The sequence below is a fragment of the Micromonospora sp. NPDC048868 genome, assembly GCF_043198195.1.
In the GTDB taxonomy this organism is placed as follows: Bacteria; Actinomycetota; Actinomycetes; order Mycobacteriales; family Micromonosporaceae; genus Micromonospora; species Micromonospora reichwaldensis.
Genome location: NZ_JBICUN010000001.1, coordinates 273611 through 298800, shown reverse-complemented (window position 1 = coordinate 298800; position 25190 = coordinate 273611). Strand labels below are relative to the sequence as shown.

Below are 25190 nucleotides of genomic sequence, written 5' to 3'. Positions count from 1 at the left end.
CTCCTTCCTCGAGGCCGCGTGCGCGGTCCCCGGGTTCCGCCGCGATCGTCGCACCCGACGACCGGCCGGCGGCAGAGCGCAGTGGAGGATGTCACTCCCGGACCGCTGCCGGCCCGGGAGCGACCCGGCTCAGCCGTCCTCGCGCCACCGGTTCGTGATCGGCAGCCGCCGGTCCCGCCCGAAGGCCTTCATCGAGATCTTCGCGCCCGGCGCGGACTGGCGGCGCTTGTACTCGGCGGTATCCACCATCCGCAGCACCCGGTCGACGACGGCCGGGTCGTGGCCGGACGCGACCAGCCCGTCGCGGCCCAGGTCACCGTCGACGTAGCCGATCAGGATCGGGTCCAGCACGTCGTAGTCGGGCAGCGTGTCGCTGTCGAGCTGGCCCGGGCTCAGCTCGGCGCTCGGCGGCTTGCCGATGGAGTTCTCCGGGATGGGCGGGGTCTCGCCCCGGCGGGCGGCATCGGCGTTGCGCCACTTCGCCAGCCGCCAGACAAGCGTCTTCCAGACGTCCTTGACCGGGTTGAAGCCGCCGACCGAGTCGCCGTAGAGGGTGGAGTAGCCGACCGCCAGCTCGCTCTTGTTGCCGGTGGTCAGCACCAGGTGCCCCTCCTGGTTCGACAGCGCCATCAGGATCACCCCGCGTACGCGCGCCTGGAGGTTCTCCACGGAGACCCCGGAGAGCGACATGTTCGCCAGGAAGGTGTCCACCATCGGCTGGATCGGCTCGACCCGGTAGTCCAGCCCGGTCCGCTTCGCCAGGTCGGCCGCGTCCTCCCGGCTGTGCTCGGAGGAGTGCTGGCTGGGCAGCGAGACGCCGACCACCCGGTCGGGCCCGAGCGCGTCGACGGCGAGCGCGGCCACCACCGCCGAGTCGATGCCGCCGGAGAGGCCGAGCACCACCGAGGGGAACCGGTTCTTGTTGACGTAGTCGCGCAGGCCCAGCACGAGCGCCTGCCACACCTCGGCCTCGTCGGCGACCGGGGCGATCGTCCCGCCCGTGGCGGCGGGGCCGGCGGGCGCCGGCGGGATGTCCCCGGCCTCCGTCCGCACCACGCGCATCCCGTCCGCCAGCTCCTGCTCCGGGGCGGCCGGCTCGCCGGCGGCGGGCAGCTCCACGTCGTGCACCAGCAGGTGCTCGACGAACTGCGGGGCCCGGGCGAGCAGCGTGCCGTCGGCGGCCACGATCATCGAGTCGCCCTCGAAGACCAGCTCGTCCTGCCCGCCGACCATGTTGACGTACGCGATCGTCGCCCCGGCCTCGGCGGCCCGGCGGCGGACCAGCGGCAGCCGGACGTCGTCCTTGTTCAGCTCGTACGGCGAGCCGTTGACGCAGAGGACCAGGCCGACCCCGGCCTGGCGGGCGGCGGCGAACGGACCGCCGGCCTGCCACAGGTCCTCGCAGATGGTCAGCGCCACGTCCACCCCGCCGACGCGGACGACGCTCAGCGCGTCGCCGGAGACGAAGTAGCGGTCCTCGTCGAAGACGCCGTAGTTGGGCAGGTGGTGCTTGAAGTAGGTGGCGACGATCCGACCGTGGTGCAGCAGGGCCGCCGCGTTGCGGGCGCCGCGGCCGGGCTCGGCGTCGCCGCTCACCTGCGGCGGGCCGTCGGCGTCCAGGTAGCCGACCAGCACCGGCAGGTCACCCGACCCGTCGGCGTCGAGGTCGGCGGCGAGGCGTTCCAGCGCGGCCTTCGACGCGGCGACGAAGGACCGGCGGAAGACCAGGTCCTCGACCGGATAGCCGGTCAGCATCATCTCCGGGAACGCGACGACCTGGGCGCCGGCGTCGGCGGCCCGGCGGGTCCAGTCACGGACCAGGCCGGAGTTGCCGGCGAGGTCGCCGACGGTCGGGTTGACCTGGCACAGGGCGAGACGCAGGGTGGGCATGTCCTCATCTTGCCCCAGCCGTTCGGGCCCGACACGCGGGGCGGGGCGACGACGACAGCCGCGGGACACGGCGGGACGCCCGCCGGCCGGTCGCGTAACGTCGGCGTAACGAGGCGGGTGGAGACTGGTCGGTCAGGCCGGGTCGACCCCGGTCGCAGGTGCGCAACGGTGTCGCGAGGGGTGGAAGTGGACCGTCAGCAGGAGTTCGTCCTCCGTACGCTGGAAGAGCGGGACATCCGGTTCGTCCGGCTGTGGTTCACCGACGTGCTGGGCACGCTCAAGAGCGTGTCGGTGGCCCCCGCCGAGCTGGAGGCGGCCTTCGAGGAGGGCATCGGGTTCGACGGCTCGGCGATCGAGGGCTTCGCCCGGGTCTTCGAGTCCGACATGGTGGCCATGCCCGACCCGACCACCTTCCAGGTCTTCCCGTTCGAGGGCGGGGTCAGCGGCGAGAGCGCCCGGATGTTCTGCGACATCCTGCTGCCCGACGGCGGCCCGTCCTGGGCCGACCCGCGGCATGTGCTGCGCCGGGCGCTGTCCAAGGCCGCCGAGAAGGGGTTCACCTTCTACACCCACCCCGAGATCGAGTTCTTCCTGCTGGAGAACGGCCCGCTGGACGGCTCGGTGCCGGTCCCGGTCGACACCGGCGGCTACTTCGAGCACACCACCCACGCGGTGGCCCGCGACTTCCGCCGGCAGGGCGTGCTGGCGCTGGAGCGGATCGGCATCTCCGTGGAGTTCAGCCACCACGAGGTGGCCCCGGGCCAGCAGGAGATCGACCTGCGCTACGCCGACGCGCTCACCACGGCCGACAACATCATGACCTTCCGGCACGTGGTCAAGGAGGTGGCGCTCTCCACCGGCGTGCAGGCCACCTTCATGCCGAAGCCGTTCACCGACCAGCCGGGCAGCGGCATGCACACCCACCTGTCGCTGTTCGAGGGGGAGCACAACGCGTTCCACGACGCCGGCGACCCGATGAAGCTGTCCAAGGTGGCCCGGGCGTTCATCGCCGGGCTGCTGGTGCACGCCCGGGAGTACACGGCCGTCACCAACCAGTGGGTCAACTCCTACAAGCGGCTGTTCCCGCAGGCGTTGCCGGACCGGGTGACCGAGAGCCCCGCGTACGTCTGCTGGGGTCACCTGAACCGGTCCGCGCTGGTCCGGGTCCCCGCCTACGGCAAGCCGAACTCCGCCCGGGTGGAGGTCCGCTCGCCGGACTCGGCGGCCAACCCCTACCTGGCCTTCGCGGTGCTGCTCGGCGCCGGGATGAAGGGCATCGAGGAGGGCTACGAGCTGCCGCCGGGCGCCGAGGACGACGTGTGGTCGTTGACCAGCGCCGAGCGGCGGGCGATGGGCTACGAGCCGCTGCCGGAGAACCTGTCCGAGGCGATCGACGTGATGGCCGGCTCCGAACTGGTCGCCGAGGTGCTGGGCGAGCACGTCTTCGACTTCTTCCTGCGCAACAAGCGGGCCGAGTGGGAGCAGTACCGCCGCGAGGTCACCCCCTACGAGCGGCAGCGATACCTGTCGCTGTAGGCCCGCCTCCCGGAGCCGGAGCGGGCTCCCGCTGCTGGCGCGGTGCCGCTATCGTCTCGGTCACCGCGCCGGCATCCCCGCCGGGCGCAGAGTTCGGGAGGCAGTCGGTGCTGGAAGACCTGCTCAGCGGAGCCTGGCAGAGCGTCGTGTTCGGGGTCGTCGGGGTGGCCCTGATGGCGGCCGGGTTCGGGCTGGTCGACATGCTCACCCCGGGCAAGCTGCGGGAGCTGATCTGGGTACGGCGCAACGGCAACGCCGCGCTGCTGCTCGCCGCCAACCAGCTCGGCATCGCCGGGATCGTGTTCACCGCGATCCTGACCAGCTACAGCGACTTCGCCAAGGGGCTCGCCTCGACCCTCGTCTTCGGCCTGGTCGGGCTGGTCATCATGGCGCTGGCGTTCTTCGTGCTGGACCTGCTCACCCCCGGCAAGCTCGGCGAGATCATCTGCTCGGACGAGCCGCACCCGGCGGCGCGGGTCAGCGCCGCCACGCACTTCGGCGCCGCGCTGATCGTCTGCGCCTGCATCGCCTGACCTGTCCCGTCACACCCCCGTCGTAGGTTGCGGGGGTGAACCGGACGGACCGTCTCTACGCCCTGGTCGAGGAGCTGCGCGCCGTGTCGCCACGGCCGCGCAGCGCCCGCTGGCTCGCCGCCCGCTTCGAGGTGAGCAGCCGCACCATCGAGCGCGACATCGGCGCCCTCCAGGAGTCGGGCGTGCCGATCTGGGCCGAGCCGGGCCGCACCGGCGGCTATGCGCTCGACCGGGCCCGCACCCTGCCGCCGGTCAACCTCACCCCCGTCGAGGCGGTCGCCATGGCGGTGGCGTTGCACCGGATGCGTGGCACGCCGTTCGCCGCCGCGGCCGGCACCGCCCTGCGCAAGCTGATCTCCGTGATGCCGGCCGCCGACGCCGCCGAGGCGCACCGGCTCGCCGCCCGGGTGCACCTGATCGGCGACGGCCCGGTGACGCCCGTCCCGGCCGCCGTCGCCGACGCGGTGCGCGCGCGACGCGTGCTGCGCCTGCGCTACGCCGACCGCTCGGGTGCCGGCTCGCTGCGCGACGTGGAGCCGCTGGGCTATCTCGGCAATCCCCGACACTGGTACCTGCTGGGCTGGTGCCGGCTGCGGGCCGGCATCCGTGCCTTCCGCGTCGACCGGATCACCTCGGTCACGACCCTCGCCGAGCGGGTGCCGGAGCGCGAGCTGTCCGCCGACGACATCGACATCCCCCAGGAGCGGATCCGCAGGCTCAGCCTGGTCTGAGCCGGGACAGCGCGGCCCTCCCGTGCACGGCATGCTGTCTCTTCCGCATGTTCCCCGCAGGAGGTCACCACGTGCCCGACGCGCTCAGCTACGCCGACGCCGTTCGCCTGCTCGGCGGGGAGAAGAGCAGGGTCGTCGACTGGTTCGACAAGCTGACCGGAGGAGCCCTGCTGGCCGCCTCGGTGCCGGTGCCGGCGCTGCTGGGGATCTTCGACGCGAAGGCGGAGTTCGTCCGGCTCGGCCACGAGCTGGTACGCGGCATGTCCGAGAAGCGCTCCGGGCTGTCCCGGTACGACCGCACGCAGCGCCTGGAGGCGGCGCACGCCGTCATCGCGGTGACCGCCTTCTTCGAGGTGCTGAGCGAGATCGACCTGCCCTTCGACGTGGCGAGCGCCCGGATCAGCAAGGCCGAGCAGTTGTCGTTGGCCGGCTCAGGAGCGGTGCACGAGGCGGCCCTCACCGACGCGTTCTTCGCCACCGCGGCGCCGCTGCCTGGCCCGCAACTGCCCTATCCCGCGTTCCGCCGTGCCCTGGTCGCCTACTACGGCGGGCTCGTCGGCCGGCTGCAACAGCTCCTGCACGGCCTGGCCGTGTGGGAGGCCGTCGACGAGTGGCGGCGGCAGGCGACGGAGAAGGTGCTGCTCCGGCTGCCCATGGCCGCCGCCGACCGGCACCGCGACCTGCTGACCCAGCTCGCGGTGGACTACGTCGAGGTGTCGTTCTGGATCGGCCTGCACGAGCACGAGGCGACCCGGACGCAGGTGCGTGCCCTCTCGGTGGGGCTGGACGAGATGCGGCAGGCCCTGGTCGCCCTCTCCGCGGGAGGCCCACCCGACGGCCGTCGGGCGGCGCTCGCCGTGGCGTACACCGCGGAGTTGGGACGGCCGATCATCTCGTCCGGGGAGGTGCCGGCCGGGCTGACGGTGCCGACGCTCGGCGAGGCGTACGTGCCGCCGCTGTGCCGGATCGAGGAGTTGCCCGCCCACGCGCGACCGAGCGACGAGGCGTGGTGGGACGGGCGGCCGTTGCGTGACGACCTGTGGCAGTCCCTGGTCGTGCACCTCACCTCGCCGAACGCCACCCGCGCCCCGCTGCTGGTGCTCGGCCAGCCGGGCTCCGGCAAGTCCGTGCTGACCCGGGTCCTCGCCGCGCAGCTGCCGGTTGCCGACTTCATGGTGGTGCGGGTGGTGCTGCGGGACGTCCACGCCGCCGGGGAGCTCCAGGACCAGATCGAGCAGGCGGTCCGTAACGACACCGGAGAGAGGGTGGACTGGCCCGGCCTGTCCAGGTCGGCCGGCGACGCCCTGCCGGTCGTGCTGCTCGACGGCTTCGACGAGCTGCTCCAGGCCACCGGGGTCAGCCAGACCGACTACCTGCGCCGGGTGGCGGCCTTCCAACGGCGCGAGGCCGACCAGGGGCGTCCGGTGGCGGTGCTGGTGACCAGCCGTACCAGCGTCGCCGACCGGGCACAGCCGCCGCCCGGCACGGTGGCCGTACGGCTGGAACCGTTCGACGGCGAGCGGGTACGGGCCTGGACTGCCACCTGGAACCGGGTCAACGACGGGGCGTTCCGCGCGCTCGGCGTGCAGCCGCTGGAGCCGGCGACGGTGCTGGCCCACCGTGAGCTGGCCGAACAGCCGCTGTTGCTGCTGATGCTGGCGCTCTACGACGCCGAGGGCAACGACCTGCGATCGGCCGGCGAGCTGCGCCGGGGCGAGCTCTACGAGCGCCTGTTGCGCAGCTTCGCCCGCCGCGAGGTCATGAAGCACCGGCCGGGCCTGTCCGAGCGGGACCTGGACCGGGCGACGGAGGACGAGCTGCGCAGGTTGTCGATCGTGGCGTTCGGCATGTTCAACCGGGGCGTCCAGTGGGTCACCGAGAACGACTTCGAGTCGGATCTCGCCGCGCTGCCGTTCCTGGGCAGCCGTCCGGCGGCCGTCACGACCGACGGACACCTGCGTACCCCGCTGCGACCCGCCGAGATCGTCCTGGGCCGCTTCTTCTTCGTGCACCGCTCACAGGCGATGCGGGACCAGACCCGGGCCAGCACCTACGAGTTCCTGCACGCCACCTTCGGTGAGTTCCTGATCGCCCGGACGACCACGCTGGTGCTGGACGACCTGGCGGCCCGGGAGGCGAGCGCCCTGCTGGGGGCCACGCCGACGGACGACGATCCGCTGCACGCCCTGCTGTCCTTCGCGACACTGACCGGACGCACCCCGATCGTCACCTTCCTCACCGAGATCATGACGTCGTGGGGCGGAAGCCGGCGGGACGCCGTGGTCGACATGCTGCTGCGCCTGTTCCGGGCGGCGACCGGCCGGCGACCGGCTCGCCACTTCGAGTCGTATGAGCCTCGGCAGTTGTCGGTTCCGAAGCGCCACGCCGTGTACGGCGTGAACCTGCTCGTGCTGCTGCTCGCCGCGAGCGGGCAACTGCGGGGAAGCGAACTCCCCCTGGACAGCGGCGACGTCGTGTCCGGGTGGAACCGACTGGCTCTCTTCTGGCGTTCCCAGCTCAGCGACAGCGAGTACGCCGGCCTGTTGGGCGCGGTGCGGGTCGAGCGGGCGTGGATGGGAACGCGACGGGATCTGCTCCTCTCCATCGAGGAAGGTCAGGACGAGTCGCCGCCGCCGGCGGGCGACCCCAGGTGGTTCATCAGCGGCTCCAGGGACGACAGCCCCGTGGAGGACGCGGCGAGTTACTACCTGACGACCGGGACGGACTTCGCCCTGTTCGCTCGGACCGCGCACTTCGAGTGCGACCCGAATCTCGACACGGCGCTGCACGCGCTGGGACCGCTGGGGGATCCGCTCGACGCGCTCGACGGCTTCTGGACCTTCACGGACGGCGACCGGTCGGAAGCCCGGCTCCTGCTCGACGTGTCGCTTCTCCCGATCCTCGGCACGACGGCTCGGGAGCGGGAGCGGGCCTACCAACGCCTGCTGGCCACCGTGGAGGAGCCGGACGAGACACCGCAGCTGCCGGTGGCGGAGTTCGTGCTGGATCGGATCTCGACCGATCCCGGGTTGTCCGCCGCGTTCGTCGCCGATGTGCTGTGTCTTCTCCAACAGGACGTGACGCTCGTCGGCTCCCTGCTGGCGTCGGCCGCCCGCTGCGTTCTTGCCTTCCTCGGCCGCGACCGGGAGACCGACGTCAGGCTGGCTGAACAGGCCGACCGCCTGATCGCCGGCGCCCAGTGGTACGCCGCCGCTGGCGGCAGTCCGCTCGGCTGGCTCGACACCGACACCGCGGAGTTGGTCGTCCGCACGTACGAGGCGGGCCTGCGGCGGTACCCGGTATCGGTGGCCGAAGCGGCGAGTTTCCGCGCCCGCCACGGATCGCGTCGCCCCGACCTGGTCGACCGGTTGATTCCGGTTACCGACCCGTCCGAGTAGCGGTCTGGTCGCAAACACCGACAGGACGGTGTCGCGGACGGGGCGGAGGCTGACTCCTGACGGCGCCGGCCGAAGGGCCGGCGCGCGAACGGGAGGCGACACATGTCCACGATCACCAGCGGGGTCAACTGGTTCGAGGTCGGCACGGACCGGCCGGAGGAGACCGGGCGCTTCTACACCGACCTGTTCGGCTGGGCGTTCGGCGAGCAGGGGACGCCGGAGGCGTCGTACCGGGTGACGGAGGCGGGGCCAGCGGGTTCCATCCAGGGCGCGATCCGGGACACCGGCGGGGCGAGCCCGAACTACGCCATCTTCTACGTGCAGGTGGCCGACGTGGTTGACGCCGCCCGGCGGGCGGAGGCGGCGGGCGGCAAGGTGCTGGTGCCGCCGAGGTCCAACGACAACGGGCTCACCTTCGCCCACCTGGCCGACCCGGTCGGCAACCACTTCGGCGTCTACGCCCCGCCCCCGGGGGCCTGAGCAAGACCGGCCGGGTCGCCGTCCGCCCCGGCCGGGTCGCCGTCCGCCCCGGCCGGGTCGCCGGGGCGGACGGCGTACGTCACCTGCCGGCCGGTCCGCCGTGGCCGCCCCGACCGCCCGGGCCGGGCAGGACGCCGGCCTCGGCGGCGGCGGTGACGGCGTCGGCCTGCTCCTGGGTGAGCTTGCCGTCCTCGACGGCCTGCGCCAGGCGCTCCTTCATCGCGGCCTGCCGGTCGGCGGGGTCGCCCTTGCCGGGCCGGTCGCCCTTCTCGGGCCGGTCGGCGGGCTTGTGCTCCTCGCGCAGCTTCTCCAGCGCGGCCGTCACCTTGTCGGTGTCGACGCCCAGCTCCGCGGCGAGCTTCCCGGCGAACTCCGCCTGCCGGTCGGCCCGCTGCTGCTGGCGGTCGCCGTCCTCGGCGGCGCTGGTGCTGGCGCCCGGCGCCGGGGTGTCGCCGTCCGCGGCGAACGCGACCGTCGGGGCGGCGAGGCCCACGCCGAGTACGCCGGCCGCGGCCAGCCCGGCCAGCAGGTGCTTCTTCCTCGTGGTGCGGGACATGTCGTCCTCCAGCTCGTCGGTGGGTGGTGCGATGACCGCACCGACAGTGACCGGCAGGGCTGAGGGGATGCCGTGGCGACCCTGTCAGCGAGCTGGCAATCCGGGCCGGCTGACCGGACAAACGGGTTGCATCGGCGCGCGGGGGCGGCGAGGGTGTGTGGTCGGCAGGGCCCCGCCGGGGCGGAGCAGTGACGGAAGGTGACCCTCGTGACGATGTCCGCGAAGATCAGGGAAGTCCCGCTGGGCGGGGCGGGCGGCGGCCCGTACGGCATCACGGTCGGCCCCGACGGCGCGCTCTGGCTGACGCTGGCCCATGCCGGCGGCATCGCCCGGATGGGTGCGGGCGGTGAGCTGCGCACCTGGCCGGTGTCGCCCGACAGCCGACCGTTGATCATCACGCCGGGCCCCGACGGCGCCCTCTGGTTCACCCGTTCCGGCGACGACCGGATCGGCCGGATCACCACCGACGGCGAGCTGAGCGCCGTCGAGCTACCGGCGGGAACCGGCCCCTGCGGCATCGCCGCCGGTCCCGACGGCGCCCTCTGGTACGCGGCCATGAGCGCCGACGCGATCGGCCGGGTCACCGTCGACGGGGAGCAGACGCGGTTCCCGCTGCCGGTGAGCGGCGGCTTCGCCTCGATGGTCGCCGCCGGGCCGGACGAGGCGGTCTGGTTCACGCTCAACCAGGCGAACGCGGTGGGCCGGATCGGCATGGACGGCGACGTGACCCTGCACGCGCTGCCGACCGAGGGGGCCGCGCCGGTCGGCATCACCGCCGGCGTCGACGGGGCGCTCTGGTTCGTCGAGATCGGCGCCGGTCAGCTCGGTCGGATCACCCCGGACGGGCGGATCACCGAGTACCCGCTGCCGGACCGGTCCGCCCGGCCGCACGCGATCGTCGCCGACCCGGCCGGCGGCTGCTGGTACACCGAGTGGGGCGGCAACCGCATCGGCCACGTCGCCCCGGGCGGCGCGATCGACACCTACGACCTCCCCACCCCGGCCTCCGAACCCCACGGCCTCACGGTCGCCCCGGACGCCACGGTCTGGGCCGCCCTGGAAACGGGTGCCCTGGCCCACCTGACCCCCTGACCCCCACCCTCGGCGCGTTGATCATGTGGGGTGGGTGGGGTCAGCGGACGGCGGGGGTGACCGTCAGGGTGCCGGTTTCCGTGTCCAGGGTGGCCTCGGTGCCCACGGGGACGGTGAGCTGGCCGGGGCCGTGGCCGATCGGCAGGCCGCCGAGGACCGGGACGCCGAGGTCGCCGAGGCGCTCGGAGAGCACGTCGGCGACGCCGACCGACCAGCCGTCCGCGCAGTCGGTGAACTGGCCCACCGCGACCCCGGCCAGCCCGTCCAGGACCCCGGCGCGGCGGAGCTGGGTGAGCATCCGGTCCACCTTGTAGGGCGGCTCCTGGACGTCCTCGACGAGCAGAATCGCGCCGGTCAGGTCCGGCATGTCCGGGGTGCCCAGCGACGCCACGACCAGGCAGAGGTTGCCGCCGAGCAGCGGGCCGGTGGCCCGGCCGGGCACGCGTACCGCGAAGGTCTCCTCCTCGGCGACGGCGCTCACCGCGACCGGCTCGGTGGTCATCAGGGCGGCGTGCAGCGACTCGGCCGAGCGCAGCGGCGTGCGCTCGTCCAGCCAGGCCGCCCCCGGGCCGTGCACGCCGGCCAGCCGGGCGCCCCGCCAGAGCGCGAACTGCAACGCCGTGATGTCGGAGAACCCGGCGACCACCTTCGGGTCGCGGCGTACGGCGGCCATGTCGATCGCGTCGACGATCCGCTGCGCGCCGTAGCCGCCCCGGGTGCAGATCACCCCGCGCACCTCGGGATCGGCGAACGCCGCGTTCAGGTCGGCGGCGCGCAGGTCGTCCGCGCCGGCGAGGTAGCCCTGCCGGGCGTACGCGTTCGGCGCCAGCACCGGCCGCAGTCCCCAGCCGGTGAGCAGCTCGACACCCCGGGCCACCCGTTCCGGCCGGGTCGGCCCGGACGGCGACACCAGCATCACCGTGTCGCCGGGGCGCAGCGCGGGCGGTCGTACGGCGGTGGCGGGACTCGTGCGTGCGAGGTCGGACACAGCGGCAGAGCCTAGTCGCGCGGGCGGCTCAGCCGTCGAGGTACTGCTCGGCGTACGCCCCCGACGGTGGGATGGGCGTGATCACGTCGATCAGCACCCGGTCGGGTGCGGCGACGATGAAGTGCCGCTGCCCGAATTCCTCGTCGCGCAGCGGCAGTTCGGCGTGCAGTCCGCCCCGGACGACGAGCCGCTCCCATTCGGCGTCGACGTCGGTCACCTCCAGGTTGAGCAGGAGTCCCCGCGCGGGTGCCCGGTACGCCTCGGGCAGCGTCGGGTGCTGGTGGTCGAGCAGCGCCAGTTCGTACGCGGGCGGTCCCGGTCGGCGCAGGCTCACGTACCAGTCGGCCTCGAAGGTCGTCTCGAAGCCGAAGAAGCGTCGGTAGAAGTCGTGTGACTCGCGTAGCTGCGAGGTGCAGACGACGGGGTAGAAGCTGGTCAGGTTCATCTCGACCCTTTCGCATACCATCGGTATGTCGAGGACCGTATTTCACATACCGTTGGTATGTCAACGAGGGGGCGCGATGACCGAGGGTGTCCGGGCGCAGCAGCGGGAACAGACCCGGCGGGCCCTGGTGGCCGAGAGCCGGCAGCTGTTCGCCACCCGGGGCTACGCGGCGGTCGGCCTGGCGGAGATCGTGCGGGTGGCCGGAGTCACCAAGGGCGCGCTCTACCACCACTTCGCCGGCAAGGCCGAGCTGTTCCGGGCCGTGCTGGCGGAGGTGCAGCGGGAGGTGGCCCACCGGGTCGCCACGACCGCCGACGCCGAGGCGGACCCGTGGGCCCGGTTCACGGCGGGCTGCCAGGCGTTCCTCACCGCGAGCACCGATCCCGAGATCCAGCAGATCATGTTGATCGACGGCCCGGCGGTGCTCGGCTGGAACGAGTGGCGCGCGCTGGACGAGGCGGCGTCGGGCAGGCACCTGGCCGACGCGTTGACCCTGCTGATCGAGGAGGGGCTGATCGCGCCGCAGCCGGTGGCGCCCCTGACCCATCTGCTCTCGGGTGCGATGAACGAGGCGGCGCTCTGGATCGCCGGGGCGGCCGACCCGACCGCCCTGGCCGACACCCGCACCGCCCTGGCCCGGATGCTCGACGCGCTGCGCGCCCCCTGAGTCCGATCGTCCGCCGCGCCGGTGGAGGCGTTCCGGGGTCCGTCCGGGCCACCGGCTAGCCTCGACGTCGTGGCTACCGCGCTGGTGATCGAGAACGACCCGACCGACGACGTCCGCCGGCTGGGCGAGTGGCTGACCGAGGCCGGCCTCGACCTGTGGGTGGTCCGCGCCCACGCCGGTGACGAGATCCCCGCCGACCTGGAGGGATACTCGGCGCTGGTCGTGCTCGGCGGCGCGATGGCGCCGTACCCGCTGCCGGACGGGTCGCCCGCCGCGCCCTGGCTGCCGGCCCTGGAGGGGCTGCTGCGCAAGGCCGTCCGGCACCGGGTGCCGACCCTCGGCATCTGCCTCGGCGCGCAGCTGCTGGCCACCTCGCACGCCGGCGAGGTCGTACGCAGCCCGAGCGGCCCGGAGGTCGGCCCCTGCGTGGTCGGCAAGCGGGACGCCGCCGACACCGACCCGCTGTTCCGCTACGTTCCGCTGATCCCCGACGTGTTCCAGTGGCACGCCGACGAGATCACCGAGCTGCCCCGCGGCGCCACCCTGCTGGCGGCCTCCACCCGCTACCCCCACCAGGCGTTCCGCCTCGGCGACCGGGCCTGGGGGTTGCAGTTCCACATCGAGTGCGACACGGCCATGATCGCCGACTGGGCAGCCGACTCGAGGCTGCTGGCCGAGCTGGGCTACGACCCCGACCTGGTGGTGGCGGCCTGCCACGACGTGATGGTCGACGTCGAGGAGGTCTGGCAGCCGTTCGCCGCCCGGTTCGCCGCGCTGGCCCTGGGTGAGCTGGAGGACGCCACGCCCCGCCGCAGCCTGCCCCTGCTCGGGCAGTGATGAGCCGGCCGGCCAGGGCCGCGGGACGGCTCGCCCGCTACGGCTTCGGCACCGACGGCGGTGCCGGCGCCACCCGCGCCGCCGACCTGCTCGGCCCGGACGGGCTGGGGCTGTGGCGCCCGGACGTGCAGGAGCCCACCGACGGCCGCGCCGCGGAGCTGCTCGCCGCGCTCTCCCGGGCCGCCGACCCGGACCTGGCGCTGCGTCAGCTGCACCGCATCGTCGAGGCCGAGCGCCGGATGGCCGCGAACGGCATCGGCCCCGCCACGGGCCGTTCCGGGGGGAAGGCCCACCCCGGGACGCCTGTCGAGGCCGAGCGTCGGGAGGCCCCGGAGCAGGCGCCGTCGGCGCTGCTGGCGGGGCTCGCCGACGACCCCGGCCTGCGCCGCCGGCTGATCGCCGTCCTCGGCGCCTCGTCGGCGCTCGGCGACCACCTGGTCGCCAACCCGGATCAGTGGCCCGCGCTGCGCACCGCCCCGGACGGGCTGGCGCCGACCGCCGAGGGGCGGCTCGACCTGTCCGGCGACGGGCAGCCGGTGGCGGTGCTGCGCAGGGCGTACCGGCTGGCGCTGTTGCGGATCGCGGCGGCCGACCTGACCGGCGGCCGGGGCCTGGAGCAGACCATGGCCGCGCTCTCCGCGCTGGCGGACGCGACCCTGGCGGCGGCGTACGAGATCGCGGTCGGCGAGCTGCCGGAGGGCACCCCCCGGCCCCGGCTGGCCGTCGTGGCGATGGGCAAGTGCGGCGGCGACGAGCTGAACTACGTCTCCGACGTCGACGTGATCTTCGTGGCCGCCGAGGACGACGACCTCGCCGCGGCCACCACCATCGCCACCCGGCTCATCCACGTCTGCGGGCTGGTCGCCTGGCCGGTCGACGCCGCCCTGCGCCCGGAGGGCAACCGCGGGCCGCTGGTGCGGACGCTGGCCAGCCACCTCGCCTACTACCGGCGCTGGGCGCGCACCTGGGAGTTCCAGGCGCTGCTCAAGGCGCGGCCGGCGGCCGGCGACCTGGCGCTGGGCCGGGAGTGGATCGACCAGCTCGCCCCGCTGGTGTGGCGGGCCGCCGAGCGGCCCGAGGCGGTCGAGGACGTCCGCGCCATGCGACGCAAGATCATCGACAACATCCCGCCGAAGGAGCTGGAGCGCGAGATCAAGCGGGGTCCGGGCGGGCTGCGCGACATCGAGTTCGCCGTGCAGCTGCTGCAACTGGTGCACGGCCGGGGCGACGAGGCGCTGCGGGTGCCCGGCACCATCCCGGCGCTGCGCGCGCTGGTCGCCGGCGGCTACGTCGGCCGGGCCGACGGCGAGGCGCTGCTGCGCGGCTACCGCTTCCTGCGCGGCGTCGAGCACCGCCTCCAGCTCCAGGGGCTGCGCCGCACCCACACCGTGCCGACCGAGCCGACCGCGCTGCGCTGGCTGGCCGCCGCGCTGGGCCACACCGCCACGCCGGGCCGCAGCGCCGTCGAGGAGTTCCGCGCCGAGTGGGTCACCCACGCCGCCGAGGTACGCCGACTGCACGCCAAGCTGCTCTACCGGCCGCTGCTGGAGTCGGTGGCCCGGGTGCCGGCCGACGGGCTGCGGCTGACGCCCGAGGCGGCCCGGCACCGGCTGGAGATCCTCGGCTTCGCCGACCCCGCCGGGGCGCTGCGTCACCTCCAGGCCCTCACCGGCGGGGTGAGCCGCACCGCCGCCATCCAGCGCACCCTGCTGCCGGTGCTGCTGAGCGAGTTCGCCGACGCCCCCGAGCCGGACCGCGGCCTGCTCAACTACCGGCAGGTCTCCGACAAGCTCGGCAGCACCCCCTGGTACCTGCGCCTGCTGCGCGACTCCGGGCCGGTGGCCCGCCGGCTGGCCCGGGTGCTCTCCTCCTCCCGGTACGCCGCCGACCTGCTGGCCCGCGAGCCGGAGGCGCTGCGGCTGCTGGCCGAGGAGAGCGAGTTGGCGCCCCGGCCCAGCACGGTCCTCTGCGAGGGCTTCGCCGCCGCCGCGGCCCGGCACTCCGACCCGGTCGAGGCCACCCGGGCGATCCGCGCGCTGCGCCGCCGGGAACTGGTCCGGATCGCCTGCGCCGACCTGCTGAGCCGGGCCGGCTCGCTGGCCCCGTCGCCGCCCCGGCCCGACGGCGGGCGCGCGGCGCTGGGCCTGGCCGACGTGACCGCCGTCGGCACCGCCCTGGCGGACGTCACCGACGCCACCCTGGCCGCCGCCCTGCGGGCCGCCCGCGCGGCCCAACCGCCCGTGCCGGGGCTGCGCTTCGCAGTCATCGGCATGGGCCGGCTCGGCGGGTACGAGTCGAACTACCTCTCCGACGCCGACGTGCTCTTCGTCTACGACGCGCCCGCCGGTGCGGGCGACGGCGCGGCCAGCTCCGCCCGCGCGATCGCCGAGGAGCTGCGCCGCCTGCTCGGCATGCCCGCGCCCGACCCGGCGCTGGGCGTGGACGCCGACCTGCGCCCCGAGGGCCGACAGGGCCCGCTCGTGCGCAGCCTCGCCGCGTACGCGCAGTACTACGCACGTTGGTCGAAGGTGTGGGAGGCGCAGGCGCTGCTGCGCGCCCGGTTCGTCTGCGGCGACGCCGACCTCGGCGCCGAGTTCGAGGCGATGATCGAACCGGTGCGCTACCCCGCCGACGGGCTGAGCCGCGAGCAGGTGGTGGAGATCCGCCGGATCAAGGCCCGGGTGGAGCACGAGCGGCTGCCCCGGGGCGCCGACCCGGCCACCCACACCAAGCTGGGGCGGGGTGGCCTCGCCGACGTCGAGTGGGCGGTGCAGCTGCTCCAGCTCCGGCACGCGGGGGCACTCCCGGCGCTGCGCGGCACGCGTACGCTCGACGCCCTCGCGGCCGCCCGGGACGCGGACCTGGTCGATCCGACGGACGCCACCGAGATGGCGGCCGGCTGGACGCTGGCCGCGCAGGTCCGCAACGCGCTGATGCTGGTCCGGGGCCGGGAGGGCGACCAGCTGCCCCGGCACGGCGTCGAGCTGGCCGGGGTGGTCCGGCTGCTCGGCCGCGACGATCCCGGCGAGTTCCTCGACGAGTACCTGCGCACCTGCCGCCGCTCCCGGGCGGCGATGGAACGGGTGCTCGACTCCTGAGCCCGCCGCCCGGCCGGGTCGTCGCTGCGGAACTCAGCGGCGGCGGTGCACCAGCACCACGTGGTCGACCAGCTCGCCGGGCTCCCCGTTCGGGCCGGTGGCCTGCCGGCGCGGGGCGTCGAGCCGCTCGGTGTCCCAGCGGTCGGGGTCGAGGTCGAGCGCGGCCAGGGTCTCCTGCGGGGTGGGGAAGCGGGCGTGCGCGTGGTCGTGCCGCCCCCACGGCGGGACCTCGCCGTGGTCGACGACGAGCAGCCGGCCGCCGGGGGCCACGGCCCGGGCCGCCGATTGCAGCAGCTCCGCCCGGGGGAGCTCCAGCGGCGACTGGAGGAACTGCGCGGAGACCAGGTCGTACGCGCCCGGCGGGAAGGTCCGGGTGAGGTCGTGCCGGCGGAACTCGATGCGGCCCGTGACCCCGGCGGCGGCCGCCTCCTCGGCCGCCCGGGCCAGGGCGGTCTCGGAGACGTCGACGGCGGTCACCCGCCAGCCCCGCGCGGCCAGCCAGAGCGCGTCGCCGCCCTCCCCGCAGCCGAGGTCCAGCACGGTGCCGACCGGCAGCGAGCCGGCGACGTCGACCAGGATCGGGTTCGCCCGGCCGCTCCAGACCCTCTCGTGCCGCCCGTAGTGCTCCTCCCAGAACCGTGCGGTCTCCTCGTCCACGTCCGGGTGCCGCCCGTCGTGGCCGGTGGCCGCCGGGGTGTGCTCGTGCCGGTGCTGCCCGGCCGTCGTGTCGTGGTGCACGTCTCCTCCTGCTGTGCTGCCTGCGTGAACTGCCTGTCCAATGGTGCGCGCCGGTGATGGGGGCAGCAAGCAACATTGCCGGGTTGGCAAATCTCGGTCCCGGGATTCAGGCCGCCGATGATCGACACCGCTGCCCGGCCGGTCGGTGATCGGCACCGCCGCCAGGGTCGGTCGGCGATCCGAGGGCTGCGGGAGCGCGTGACGGATCGGTCAGCTGCCGAGCCGGTACTGCCCGGCGTGCGGCACCGTCACTGACGTCCATGCGCCGTCGGCGGCGACTTCGGCGCCACCCGACGCCGTCAACCAGCGGCTGTGCCGCACTCGGACCGGCACCGTGCCGGCGGCCAGCGCCCGGAACGTCACCGAGGCGCCGTCCTGCGCCACCAGTTCGGCCGGCACGCCGACGATCGGGGTCGGGTCGGTCACCGCCCAGACCCGCCAGTGCGTGCCCGACCAGACGGGCACCAGGAATGGCAGCCCGTCCGTGACCAGTTGGGCCTCGGCCCGGCCGACCCAGGACAGCGGGGCGTCCGGCACCGCGACGAACTGCACCGCGTTGTCGTGGAGCCAGTCCCGGTAGCTCGCGGCGGTCAACGTCACCCCCGTGCCGGACGCACCCGGCACGGTGGTGAAGAAGAGCGGGTTGCGGTCGATGTCAGCCTGCCTCAGCCAGCCCCGAGCCAGCGGCACCTCGCCCAGCCTCGCCGCCTCCCAGTAGTTGCGGGTCGGTGGCACCTCCACCCGACCGGTGAGCCGCTGCCCGTCGAGGAACGCGCGAAGCGGGGCGAAGTAGGCCGCCCGGCTGGTGGGGTCGTCGATGCTGCGCAGGTCGGCGGGAGGTACGGGCGGCTGCCACCAGCACACCGCCGCCAGCAGCACGGCCACCGCGACGCCACCCTGGGCCGGCGCGCTGCCTCCGGCTGTGGCCCGCGGGGCGGGAGGCGCGCCGGTTCGGCCGCGCCGGGCGAGCCACGCCGCCAGCCCGGCCGGCGGGCGGGCGGCGGCAGCCAGCAGGGGCAGGGCGAACATGACGGCCAGCCGGGTGGCGTTCAGGCCGACGGGAGTGTGCACCAGCGCCGCCACCAGCACCCCGGCCGCCGAGAGCAGCGCGCCCACCCGCACCGACCGGTACCCGACCAGCGCGGCGACCAGCAGACTGGTCAGCGCGGCGCGGACAGTGTCGGAGCGGCTGATGTTCATCCAGCCGCCGTCACCGAAGAGCAGGGCGGTCAGCCCGAGCGGCAGCGCGGCGGCGACACCGAGCGCCAGGCCGTCGGCGTACCGGCGGGTCAGCAGCAGCGCCGCGCCGGCCAGGCCGACGAAGAGGCCCGCCACCGGGCTCGTCGCCGAGGCCAGCAGCGCCCCGGCCACCGCCAGCCCGAGCCGCCACTGCATCGCCCCGGCCGCCGCCGGCCCGAGCCGCCATTGCCGCGCCCGCGCGTCGGGGCCGGTCGGGCTGCCAGGGAGGGTGAGGGCGAGCAGCGCGGCGAGGCCGAAGGCCACCCCGAGGCCGTACGTCACCCGCCCCGAGACCAGGTTCCCGGTGATCGTGACCACTCCGACCAGGCTGCCGAGCAGCGGCCGGGGCACCCCGGCGCGTACCAGCAGCGCTGCGAACGCGGTCGCCGCCGCAACCAAGGCCAGTACGCCGGTGACCCGCACCCCGAGCAGCGCCATCAGCGGCGGGGAGACGAAGCTGTAGCCGAACTGTTGCACGCCGCCGTACCAGCGTAGGTCCACCGGGGCGAAGCCGTGGGCGGCGAAGAAGTCGGCCCGCGCGACCTGCGCCGCGAGGTCGGATCCGGTCGGCGGCAGCGCGAGCCAGAGCGCCCCGAGGAGCGCGGCGGACACGCCGGTCACCGCCACCACCCGACTGCGCCGCATGCCCACCTCCGTACCGCGACCACCGTACTGGCAGCGGATCCGGCCCGGCTCACCACCTCGCGCGTGGTGTGCCGGAATTCGTCGCCCCGCGGAGGTGCGGTGCCGGTGCCAACCCATTTGTCACACACGGTGACGAGGCGCCGAATGTGAAGCGTCGAGTCATCACCCGATGACAGAGCGCCAGGAATGGCGCCTGGACGCCAGGCAATACGAATTACTGGCGTATTACCACTTGACTGGTTTCGTGTGACCTCGGCAAACTCCTCGCCAACACGTCGTGGCAATACGAATTAACGATGGGATCCGGCATGGCGGGAACGCCCACCACACAACGCGGGAGAATTACCCAGCGTGACATTGCCCGCCGTGCGGGGGTGAGCCAGACGACCGTTTCACTCGTGCTGACCAACAACTCCGAGGCCGCGGCGCGGATCGCGCCGGCCACCCGCGAACGGGTGCTCCAGGTGATCCGGGAGACGGCTTACGTCGCCGACCCGTTGGCCCGCAGCCTGCTGGGGCGGCGTAACCAGATTCTCGGCATCTTCACCTACGAGCCGGTGTTTCCGGCGGGTAGCGCCGACTTCTACCACCCGTTCCTGGTGGGCATCGAGGCGTGCGCCGAGAGCCTCGGCTGCGACCTGCTGCTGTTCACCAGCGCGCCGGTCACCCACGGCACCCGGCGCATCTTCCACGAGAACAACCGCCTGCGCCTGGCCGACGGCTGCGTCCTGCTGGGACGGGAGATCCCGCGCGAGGAACTGACCCGGCTGGTGCGGGAGGGACACGCCATCGTCTCGGTCGGCCGACGCGACGACATCGACACCGACGGGACCACGCCCGCCCGGGTGCCGTTCGTCGGCGCCGACTATGCCGGCGCCACCAGCGAACTCGCCCGCCGTGCCGTCGCACTGGGACACCGGCGCATCGCGTACGTCGGCTCGGGTGAGGGCGTCGAGTCCGCCGTCGACCGGCTCGACGGGCTGCGGGCGGTGGCGCCGGAGGTGTGGCACGAGCGCGACGCCGACCGGGAACCGGCGGAACTCCTCGCCGAACTCCTCGCCGCCGGCGTCACCGCCGCGTTCTGCGAGCAACCGGCGTCCGCGGTGGCACTGTCCGAGGCTGCGCTGGCGCGCGGGCTGCGGGTGCCCGAGGACCTGTCGCTGGTCGGGCTCGGCGAGGACGATGGCCCGGGCACGCTCAGCCTGCCCCTCACCCGCCTGCGGATCCCCCGCCGCGAGATGGGCTGGCAGGCGGTCGAGGTGCTGACCGAGCTCCTGCACGGCACCGGCGACGACCTCCAGCGGCTGCTGCCCTGCCCCCTGGTCCCCGGGCGGACGCTCGCGCCACGTCGAGACTGAACCGCCCCGGCGGTGGTGACCGGCGTCGCCGTCGCCCCGCCCCGGCGGAACACCCGTCAACCCGTCCCGGCCATGCCGCCGGGACGGCTCATCGCCCTGGAAAGGAAACCCCATGAGGAGACGTACCCTTCTCGCCGCCGGCGCCGGTGGTCTCGCTGCCGTGGCGCTCGGCGCGCCCGCCCTCGCCAACGCCGGCCGCCAGCAGTCCCGAGCGAGGAGCATCGCCCTGGTGCCCCTGGACGATCGGCCCGTCAACACGTACTGCGCCGCGATGACCGCGGCCAGCGCCGCGGTGGCGCTGCACCTGCCGCCGACCGAGCTGCTCGGCCGCTTCTTCGTGCCCGGTGATGGCGCCGCCATCGCCGAGTGGCTCGGCACCGTCGACGCCGACGCCCACGTCATCTCGGTGAGCATGCTCGCGTACGGCGGTTTGATCGCATCGCGGACGGCCACTCCGACGCCGGAGCAGGCCCGCGCCAACGTCGCCGCGATCAAGGCGCTGCGCGCCAAGCGGCCCGATGCCGTCATCGAGGTCCACGACACCATCCAGCGACTGGCCCTCACCTCGACCGGCACCCCGCTCGACGCCTACATCAGCGCCCTCGTCACCTGGGCCAAGCTGTACGACCAGGTGGAGAACCTGGGTCAGGAGCAGCTACGCAAGCAACTGGACACGGCCCGCGCCGCCATCCCGGACGAGATCGTCACGGACTACCTGGCCGCGCGCGCCCGCAACCACGAGATCAACCGTCTGATGGTCGAGTGGGTGGCCGACGGCACCATCAGCCACCTCGTGCTGTCCGAGGACGACACCGCGCCGGTCGGCCTGGCCCGTGCCGAACGGGTGGCGCTGGAACAGCTCGCCGTCGAACTCGGGGTCACCGACCGGGTGGAGATCTTCCCCGGCGCGGACGAGGTCGACGCGCTGCTGGTGGCCCGGGTGATCGCCACCGGCACGACGCCCACCTACCGGATCGAGTACGCCGGCGTGTCGGGCGAGAGCTGGACCGCCGCGCTGGAGGGCATCCCCTTCGCCGAGAACGTCCGCCGGCACGTGCGCTCGGTGGGCGGCACGGTGGTCGAGGGCCCGGCCGACATCGTGCTCGCGGTCAACACGCCGTCGGCGGCGGGCGCGGACCGCGGTGCCGACCTCGACGCCTTCGTACGGCGCATCGACGCGCTGCTGTCGTCGGGCGAACAGGTCGTCGTGGTGGACCCCGTGATCGTCAACAAGGCCGACCACGCGCTGGTCGCGCGGATGGAGGGCGGTCTCGACCTGACCGCGCTGCTGTCCTACTCGGGCTGGAACACCGGCGGCAACGCCCTGGGGCTGGCGCTGGCGCACGGCACCGCGCGCTGGGCTTACCTGCGCCGCTCGGGCTCCGGCTTCGGCGTGCCGGAGATGACCGCTCCCGGCCGGGCACACGCGGCCTACCTGCTCTACCGGTTCGTCAAGGACGACCCGTGGAAGAACGTCGTGCAGACGGAGGCGTACGCGCACGCCCGCGCCCGGGGCTGGAACCCGTTGAGCCTCACCACCGAGCAGAAGACCTACTTCGACGGCTGGGTACGCGAGCGGCTCGAACCGATCACCCGGCACTACTTCGCCGAGCACTTCGCCGGCCACCGGATCGTCCTCGGTCGGCGCGGCGCACGGACCTTGACGGCCGAGCTGTCAGCGCTGGACAGCGTCCGCATCGACCTGCCCTGGGACCGGCTGTTCGAGGTCACGCTGGAGCCGACCGTCAGCTTCGCGTAACCGTTGCGGGCGGGGCTTGGCATTGGCGCCGCGCCGGGCCCCGCCCGCCATGCCGCATGCCCACCTCCGTACCGCGACCACCGTACTGGCAGCATGTCCGGCGTGCCTCACCACCTCGCGCGCTGGATCGGCCTCGCCGGCTCGACGCTGCTCGCCGTGGCCGCGTTCCTCGGCGGAGCGTTCCCCGACGGCGACCTGCGCCCCACCCCGGTCAGCATCTGGCAGGGCCCGTACGGCCCGCTGATCATCGCCACCTGGGCGGTCGGCACCGGCGCGATGGCGTACGCCTGGTGGACGCTGCGCGACCGGGTGCCGTCGACCCGCTGGGCGCTGGTCACCGTCGGGCTCTGGCTGCTGCCGCTGCTTCTCACGCCGCCGCTGGGCAGCCGGGACGTGTACGCGTACGCCTGCCAGGGTGCCAGCTACTCCGCCGGCCTGAACCCGTACGAGCAGGGCGTCTCGGCGCTGCCGTGCCCGTGGCTGGACACCATCTCCTACATCTGGCGGGACACCTCGGCCCCGTACGGGCCGCTGTTCGTGCTGCTCGCCGGGGCGGTGGTGAAGGCCACCGGATCCCTGTACGGCAGCATCGTGCTGTTCCGGCTGCTCGCCGTCGTCGGGGTGGGGCTGACGGCGGCCTGCCTGCCGGTGCTGGCCCGCCGCTGCGGCGTACCGGGCGGCCGGGCGGTCTGGCTGGCGCTGGGCTCGCCGTTGATCGGGGTGCACCTGGTCTCCGGGGCGCACAACGACGCGCTGATGGTGGGGCTGCTCGTCGCCGGGCTGGCCGTGGTGGTGTCCCGGCCGGGTCGCCCCGGCCCGCTGCTCGGCGGGGGAGTGCTGCTCGGGCTCGCCGTCGCGATCAAGGTGACCGCGCTGGTCGTGGTGCCGTTCGCGGCGCTGGCGGCGATCGTCGGGGCGTACTCGATCAGGGCGCTGGTGCGTGACGGCGGGTGGGTGGTCGGCGGGGCGGTCGCCGCCGTGGTCGGCGCGACCCTCGCCACCGGCCTGGGCTTCGGCTGGGTGACCGGGCTCGAACAGGGCGGCCTGGTGATCGCCTGGACCTCGCCGCCGACGGCGGTGGGGCAGACCGTCGCCTACCTCGCCGCGCCGTTCGGCTGGCACGGCGACCCGCTGCCGGCCACCCGGGGGATCGGCATGGCGGCGCTGGCGCTGGTGCTGCTCTGGCTGTGGTGGCGGGCGCGCACCCGGGAGCCGATCTGGCACGCCGGCCTGGCGCTGGCCGCCACCGTCGCGCTCGCCCCGCTCTTCCACCCCTGGTACTGGACGTGGCCGCTCGCGGTGCTCGCGGCCACGGCCCGGCGCACCGGGTGGTTCGCGGTCGTCGCGATCGTCTCGTCGTTCCTGGTGCTCGCCGACGGCACGGGGCTGGCCCGGTACACCAAGACCGTCGGGGCGCCGCTGATGACGCTGTTCGTGATCGTGGTGGTGGTCCGCTTGGTACGGTCGGCCCGGGCGGCCCGTCGACCGGCCGCCGTGGACTGAGGAGAGGGACGCCGGTGACCACTCCCGGCACCCCGCCGGCCCCGCCCGGCACCCCGCCCCAGCCCGGCCCGGGCTCCCCACGGCCGCCCAGCCCGCCACCCGGGCCCCCGCCGTTGTCCGGATCTCCGTCGCCCGGACCCGCGCCGCCGTCGCCCGGTGCCGCCCGGCTCGCCCGGTGGGTCGGCCTGGCCGGGGCGGTGCTGCTGACCGTCGCCGGCTGGCTCGGCGGCGCGCTGCCCCGGGCAGCCACCCCTGCTCGGGGCCTCGGCGACGAGCCGTGGACCGTCGCGCTGTGGCTCGTCGGCACGAGCCTTCTGGTCGGCGCCTGGTGGGCGCTGCGCCGGGGCGCGCCGTCGACGCGGTGGGCGTACCGGACCGCCGGGCTGTGGGCGCTGCCGCTGCTGGCCGCGCCGCCGCTGGGCAGCCGGGACGTCTACTCGTACGCCTGCCAGGGCTGGGCGTACGCGCACGGCGTCGACCCGTACTTGAACGGTGTCGCCGAGGCCGGCTGTCCCTGGGTGGACGCGGTGGCACCGATCTGGCGGGACACGCCCGCGCCGTACGGTCCGTTCTTCGTGCTGCTCGCCGCGCTCGCGGTGACCCTCGGCGGCGGTCTGGTGGGCGCGATCGTGGCGTTCCGGCTGTTCGCGGTCGCCGGGGTGCTGCTGACCGCCGTCTGCCTGGTCGGGCTGGCCCGGGCCGCCGGCGTGCCCACCCGCCGGGCGGCCTGGCTGGCGCTGGCCGGCCCGCTGGTCGGGGTGCACCTGATCGCCGGCGCGCACAACGACGCGGTGATGCTCGGGCTGCTGACGCTGGGCCTGCTCGTGCTGGTCCGCCGTCCCGGCAGGCCGGGGCCGCTGCTGCTGGCCGGGGCGCTGCTCGGGCTGGCGGTGACCGTGAAGGCGACCGCCGTGGTGGTGCTCCCGTTCGCGGCGCTGGCCGCCGTGCACGGCCGTCACACCGTACGGGCGCTGCTGCGCGACGGCGGCTGGCTGGCCGGCGGGGTGATCGGCGCGGTGGCCGTCACCTCGCTGCTCTCCGGGCTCGGCCTCGGCTGGGTGGGCGGGCTGACCCGCAGCGGCGACTCGGAGCAGTGGACGTCCCCACCCACGGCGGTCGGTTTCGTCGTCGACTACGCGGGCGGCCTCGCCGGCCGGGAGCCGGGCGCGGTGCCGGTCACCCGCGCGGCGGCCCTGCTGCTGCTCGCCGTGCTGGTGGCGGCGCTGTGGTGGCGGGCGTGGTCGGGGCTGCGCCGGGCGAGCGGCGTCGGGCAGCGGGTGGCCCGTCCGGACGCCGCCCGCCCCCGGGCCGCGCTGCTCGGGGCCGGGCTGGCGCTGGCCGCCACGGTCGCGCTGGCCCCGGTCTTCCACCCCTGGTACGCCACCTGGCCGCTGGTGCTGCTCGCGGTCGCCGCGGCGCGTACGACCTGGTTCGTGGCGCCCTGCGCGGCGGCGGCCTTCCTCGCCCTGCCCGACGGCACCAACCTGGCCCGGTTCAGCAAGGCCCCGGGCGCGCTGGCGATGACCGCGCTGGCGGCCGGGCTGGCGGTGTGGGGCCTGCTCCGTCTGCGCCGGACCGGTGGCGCGCGCCCGGACTGAGGGGCCGTGCCGCGCGTTCCGGCCGGCGGGGTTCGCGCCGCGTCCTCGGGCGTCGCGCCCGGCTGAGGTCCGTGGCGCGCTGCGGCTGGCGGGTCCATG

The 25190-nt window shown here is 74.5% G+C and carries 19 protein-coding genes; 13 read left to right on the top strand and 6 right to left on the bottom strand.

The window, feature by feature from the left end; genetic code table 11:
- Positions 1-129: 129 nt before the first annotated feature.
- Positions 130-1890 carry an NAD+ synthase gene (locus tag ACGFNF_RS01360; RefSeq protein ID WP_393164989.1) on the bottom strand — a complete coding sequence of 587 codons (1761 nt, stop codon included), beginning with the start codon at positions 1888-1890 and terminating at the stop codon, positions 130-132.
- 186 nt (positions 1891-2076) lie between these two features.
- Here ACGFNF_RS01360 and glnA point away from each other — a divergent pair, with 186 nt between their 5' ends.
- The 5 genes from glnA to ACGFNF_RS01335 all read left to right on the top strand — a co-directional run bounded on the left by glnA (position 2077) and on the right by ACGFNF_RS01335 (position 8568).
- On the top strand, positions 2077-3426 hold the full coding sequence (glnA, locus tag ACGFNF_RS01355) for a type I glutamate--ammonia ligase (protein WP_393164987.1): 1350 nt from the start codon (positions 2077-2079) through the stop codon (positions 3424-3426).
- Positions 3427-3533: 107 nt separating this feature from the next.
- A complete protein-coding gene (locus ACGFNF_RS01350; protein WP_393164985.1) occupies positions 3534-3959 on the top strand; it encodes a DUF350 domain-containing protein in 426 nt (141 codons plus the stop codon).
- 35 nt (positions 3960-3994) lie between these two features.
- Positions 3995-4690, top strand: coding sequence for a WYL domain-containing protein (locus tag ACGFNF_RS01345; protein ID WP_357580243.1), 696 nt, complete (start codon positions 3995-3997; stop codon positions 4688-4690).
- A gap of 71 nt (positions 4691-4761) precedes the next feature.
- Positions 4762-8088: an NACHT domain-containing protein gene (locus ACGFNF_RS01340; RefSeq protein WP_393164983.1), complete on the top strand. Its 3327-nt coding sequence runs from the start codon at positions 4762-4764 to the stop codon at positions 8086-8088.
- A gap of 102 nt (positions 8089-8190) precedes the next feature.
- Positions 8191-8568 (top strand): VOC family protein, encoded by a 378-nt coding sequence (locus ACGFNF_RS01335; protein ID WP_393164981.1) that lies wholly within the window; start codon positions 8191-8193, stop codon positions 8566-8568.
- A 79-nt stretch (positions 8569-8647) separates the two neighbouring features.
- Here ACGFNF_RS01335 and ACGFNF_RS01330 read toward each other — a convergent pair whose 3' ends face one another.
- Complete coding sequence (locus ACGFNF_RS01330) at positions 8648-9124, bottom strand: hypothetical protein (protein WP_357578226.1); 477 nt, start codon at positions 9122-9124, stop codon at positions 8648-8650.
- Positions 9125-9337: 213 nt separating this feature from the next.
- Between ACGFNF_RS01330 and ACGFNF_RS01325 the strand changes: the two genes are divergently transcribed.
- A complete protein-coding gene (locus ACGFNF_RS01325; RefSeq protein WP_393165327.1) occupies positions 9338-10216 on the top strand; it encodes a virginiamycin B lyase in 879 nt (292 codons plus the stop codon).
- A gap of 40 nt (positions 10217-10256) precedes the next feature.
- On the opposite strand, the gene ACGFNF_RS01320 is transcribed toward ACGFNF_RS01325, so the two are convergent.
- A complete protein-coding gene (locus ACGFNF_RS01320; protein ID WP_393165325.1) occupies positions 10257-11132 on the bottom strand; it encodes an LD-carboxypeptidase in 876 nt (291 codons plus the stop codon).
- Positions 11133-11232: 100 nt separating this feature from the next.
- Positions 11233-11649 carry a VOC family protein gene (locus tag ACGFNF_RS01315; protein ID WP_393164979.1) on the bottom strand — a complete coding sequence of 139 codons (417 nt, stop codon included), beginning with the start codon at positions 11647-11649 and terminating at the stop codon, positions 11233-11235.
- A gap of 76 nt (positions 11650-11725) precedes the next feature.
- Between ACGFNF_RS01315 and ACGFNF_RS01310 the strand changes: the two genes are divergently transcribed.
- From ACGFNF_RS01310 to ACGFNF_RS01300, 3 genes are all read left to right on the top strand, one after another.
- On the top strand, positions 11726-12316 hold the full coding sequence (locus ACGFNF_RS01310; RefSeq protein ID WP_357578224.1) for a helix-turn-helix domain-containing protein: 591 nt from the start codon (positions 11726-11728) through the stop codon (positions 12314-12316).
- Between the two features lie 69 nt (positions 12317-12385).
- Positions 12386-13153 carry a type 1 glutamine amidotransferase gene (locus tag ACGFNF_RS01305; RefSeq protein ID WP_132237334.1) on the top strand — a complete coding sequence of 256 codons (768 nt, stop codon included), beginning with the start codon at positions 12386-12388 and terminating at the stop codon, positions 13151-13153.
- Positions 13153-16251 (top strand): bifunctional [glutamine synthetase] adenylyltransferase/[glutamine synthetase]-adenylyl-L-tyrosine phosphorylase, encoded by a 3099-nt coding sequence (locus tag ACGFNF_RS01300; protein ID WP_393164977.1) that lies wholly within the window; start codon positions 13153-13155, stop codon positions 16249-16251. Before ACGFNF_RS01305 ends, ACGFNF_RS01300 begins: the two co-directional genes overlap by 1 nt.
- A 33-nt stretch (positions 16252-16284) precedes the next feature.
- On the opposite strand, the gene ACGFNF_RS01295 is transcribed toward ACGFNF_RS01300, so the two are convergent.
- Entirely contained in the window at positions 16285-16989 is a 705-nt protein-coding gene (locus ACGFNF_RS01295; protein WP_393164975.1) for an SAM-dependent methyltransferase, read from the bottom strand.
- 210 nt (positions 16990-17199) lie between these two features.
- A complete protein-coding gene (locus tag ACGFNF_RS01290; protein ID WP_393164973.1) occupies positions 17200-18873 on the bottom strand; it encodes a hypothetical protein in 1674 nt (557 codons plus the stop codon).
- 296 nt (positions 18874-19169) lie between these two features.
- Between ACGFNF_RS01290 and ACGFNF_RS01285 the strand changes: the two genes are divergently transcribed.
- The 4 genes from ACGFNF_RS01285 (at position 19170) to mptB (ACGFNF_RS01270) (ending at position 25091) form a co-directional block, all read left to right on the top strand.
- Positions 19170-20231, top strand: coding sequence for a LacI family DNA-binding transcriptional regulator (locus tag ACGFNF_RS01285; protein ID WP_393164971.1), 1062 nt, complete (start codon positions 19170-19172; stop codon positions 20229-20231).
- A gap of 112 nt (positions 20232-20343) precedes the next feature.
- Entirely contained in the window at positions 20344-21990 is a 1647-nt protein-coding gene (locus tag ACGFNF_RS01280) for a DUF4127 family protein (RefSeq protein WP_393164969.1), read from the top strand.
- Positions 21991-22092: 102 nt separating this feature from the next.
- A complete protein-coding gene (mptB, locus tag ACGFNF_RS01275) occupies positions 22093-23493 on the top strand; it encodes a polyprenol phosphomannose-dependent alpha 1,6 mannosyltransferase MptB (protein WP_393164967.1) in 1401 nt (466 codons plus the stop codon).
- Positions 23494-23606: 113 nt separating this feature from the next.
- On the top strand, positions 23607-25091 hold the full coding sequence (mptB, locus tag ACGFNF_RS01270) for a polyprenol phosphomannose-dependent alpha 1,6 mannosyltransferase MptB (RefSeq protein ID WP_393165323.1): 1485 nt from the start codon (positions 23607-23609) through the stop codon (positions 25089-25091).
- The last annotated feature ends 99 nt before the right edge of the window (positions 25092-25190 follow it).

What these genes read in the sequence shown, in the direction of transcription:
- ACGFNF_RS01360 (WP_393164989.1), bottom strand. Translation starts at nt 1,890, where the DNA reads ATGCCCACCCTGCGTCTCGCCCTGTGCCAGGTCAACCCGACCGTCGGC.
- ACGFNF_RS01335 (WP_393164981.1), top strand. Translation starts at nt 8,191, where the DNA reads ATGTCCACGATCACCAGCGGGGTCAACTGGTTCGAGGTCGGCACGGAC.
- ACGFNF_RS01330 (WP_357578226.1), bottom strand. Translation starts at nt 9,124, where the DNA reads ATGTCCCGCACCACGAGGAAGAAGCACCTGCTGGCCGGGCTGGCCGCG.
- ACGFNF_RS01325 (WP_393165327.1), top strand. Translation starts at nt 9,338, where the DNA reads ATGTCCGCGAAGATCAGGGAAGTCCCGCTGGGCGGGGCGGGCGGCGGC.
- ACGFNF_RS01320 (WP_393165325.1), bottom strand. Translation starts at nt 11,132, where the DNA reads ATGCTGGTGTCGCCGTCCGGGCCGACCCGGCCGGAACGGGTGGCCCGG.
- ACGFNF_RS01315 (WP_393164979.1), bottom strand. Translation starts at nt 11,649, where the DNA reads ATGAACCTGACCAGCTTCTACCCCGTCGTCTGCACCTCGCAGCTACGC.
- ACGFNF_RS01310 (WP_357578224.1), top strand. Translation starts at nt 11,726, where the DNA reads ATGACCGAGGGTGTCCGGGCGCAGCAGCGGGAACAGACCCGGCGGGCC.
- ACGFNF_RS01300 (WP_393164977.1), top strand. Translation starts at nt 13,153, where the DNA reads ATGAGCCGGCCGGCCAGGGCCGCGGGACGGCTCGCCCGCTACGGCTTC.
- ACGFNF_RS01290 (WP_393164973.1), bottom strand. Translation starts at nt 18,873, where the DNA reads ATGCGGCGCAGTCGGGTGGTGGCGGTGACCGGCGTGTCCGCCGCGCTC.
- ACGFNF_RS01285 (WP_393164971.1), top strand. Translation starts at nt 19,170, where the DNA reads ATGGGATCCGGCATGGCGGGAACGCCCACCACACAACGCGGGAGAATT.
- ACGFNF_RS01280 (WP_393164969.1), top strand. Translation starts at nt 20,344, where the DNA reads ATGAGGAGACGTACCCTTCTCGCCGCCGGCGCCGGTGGTCTCGCTGCC.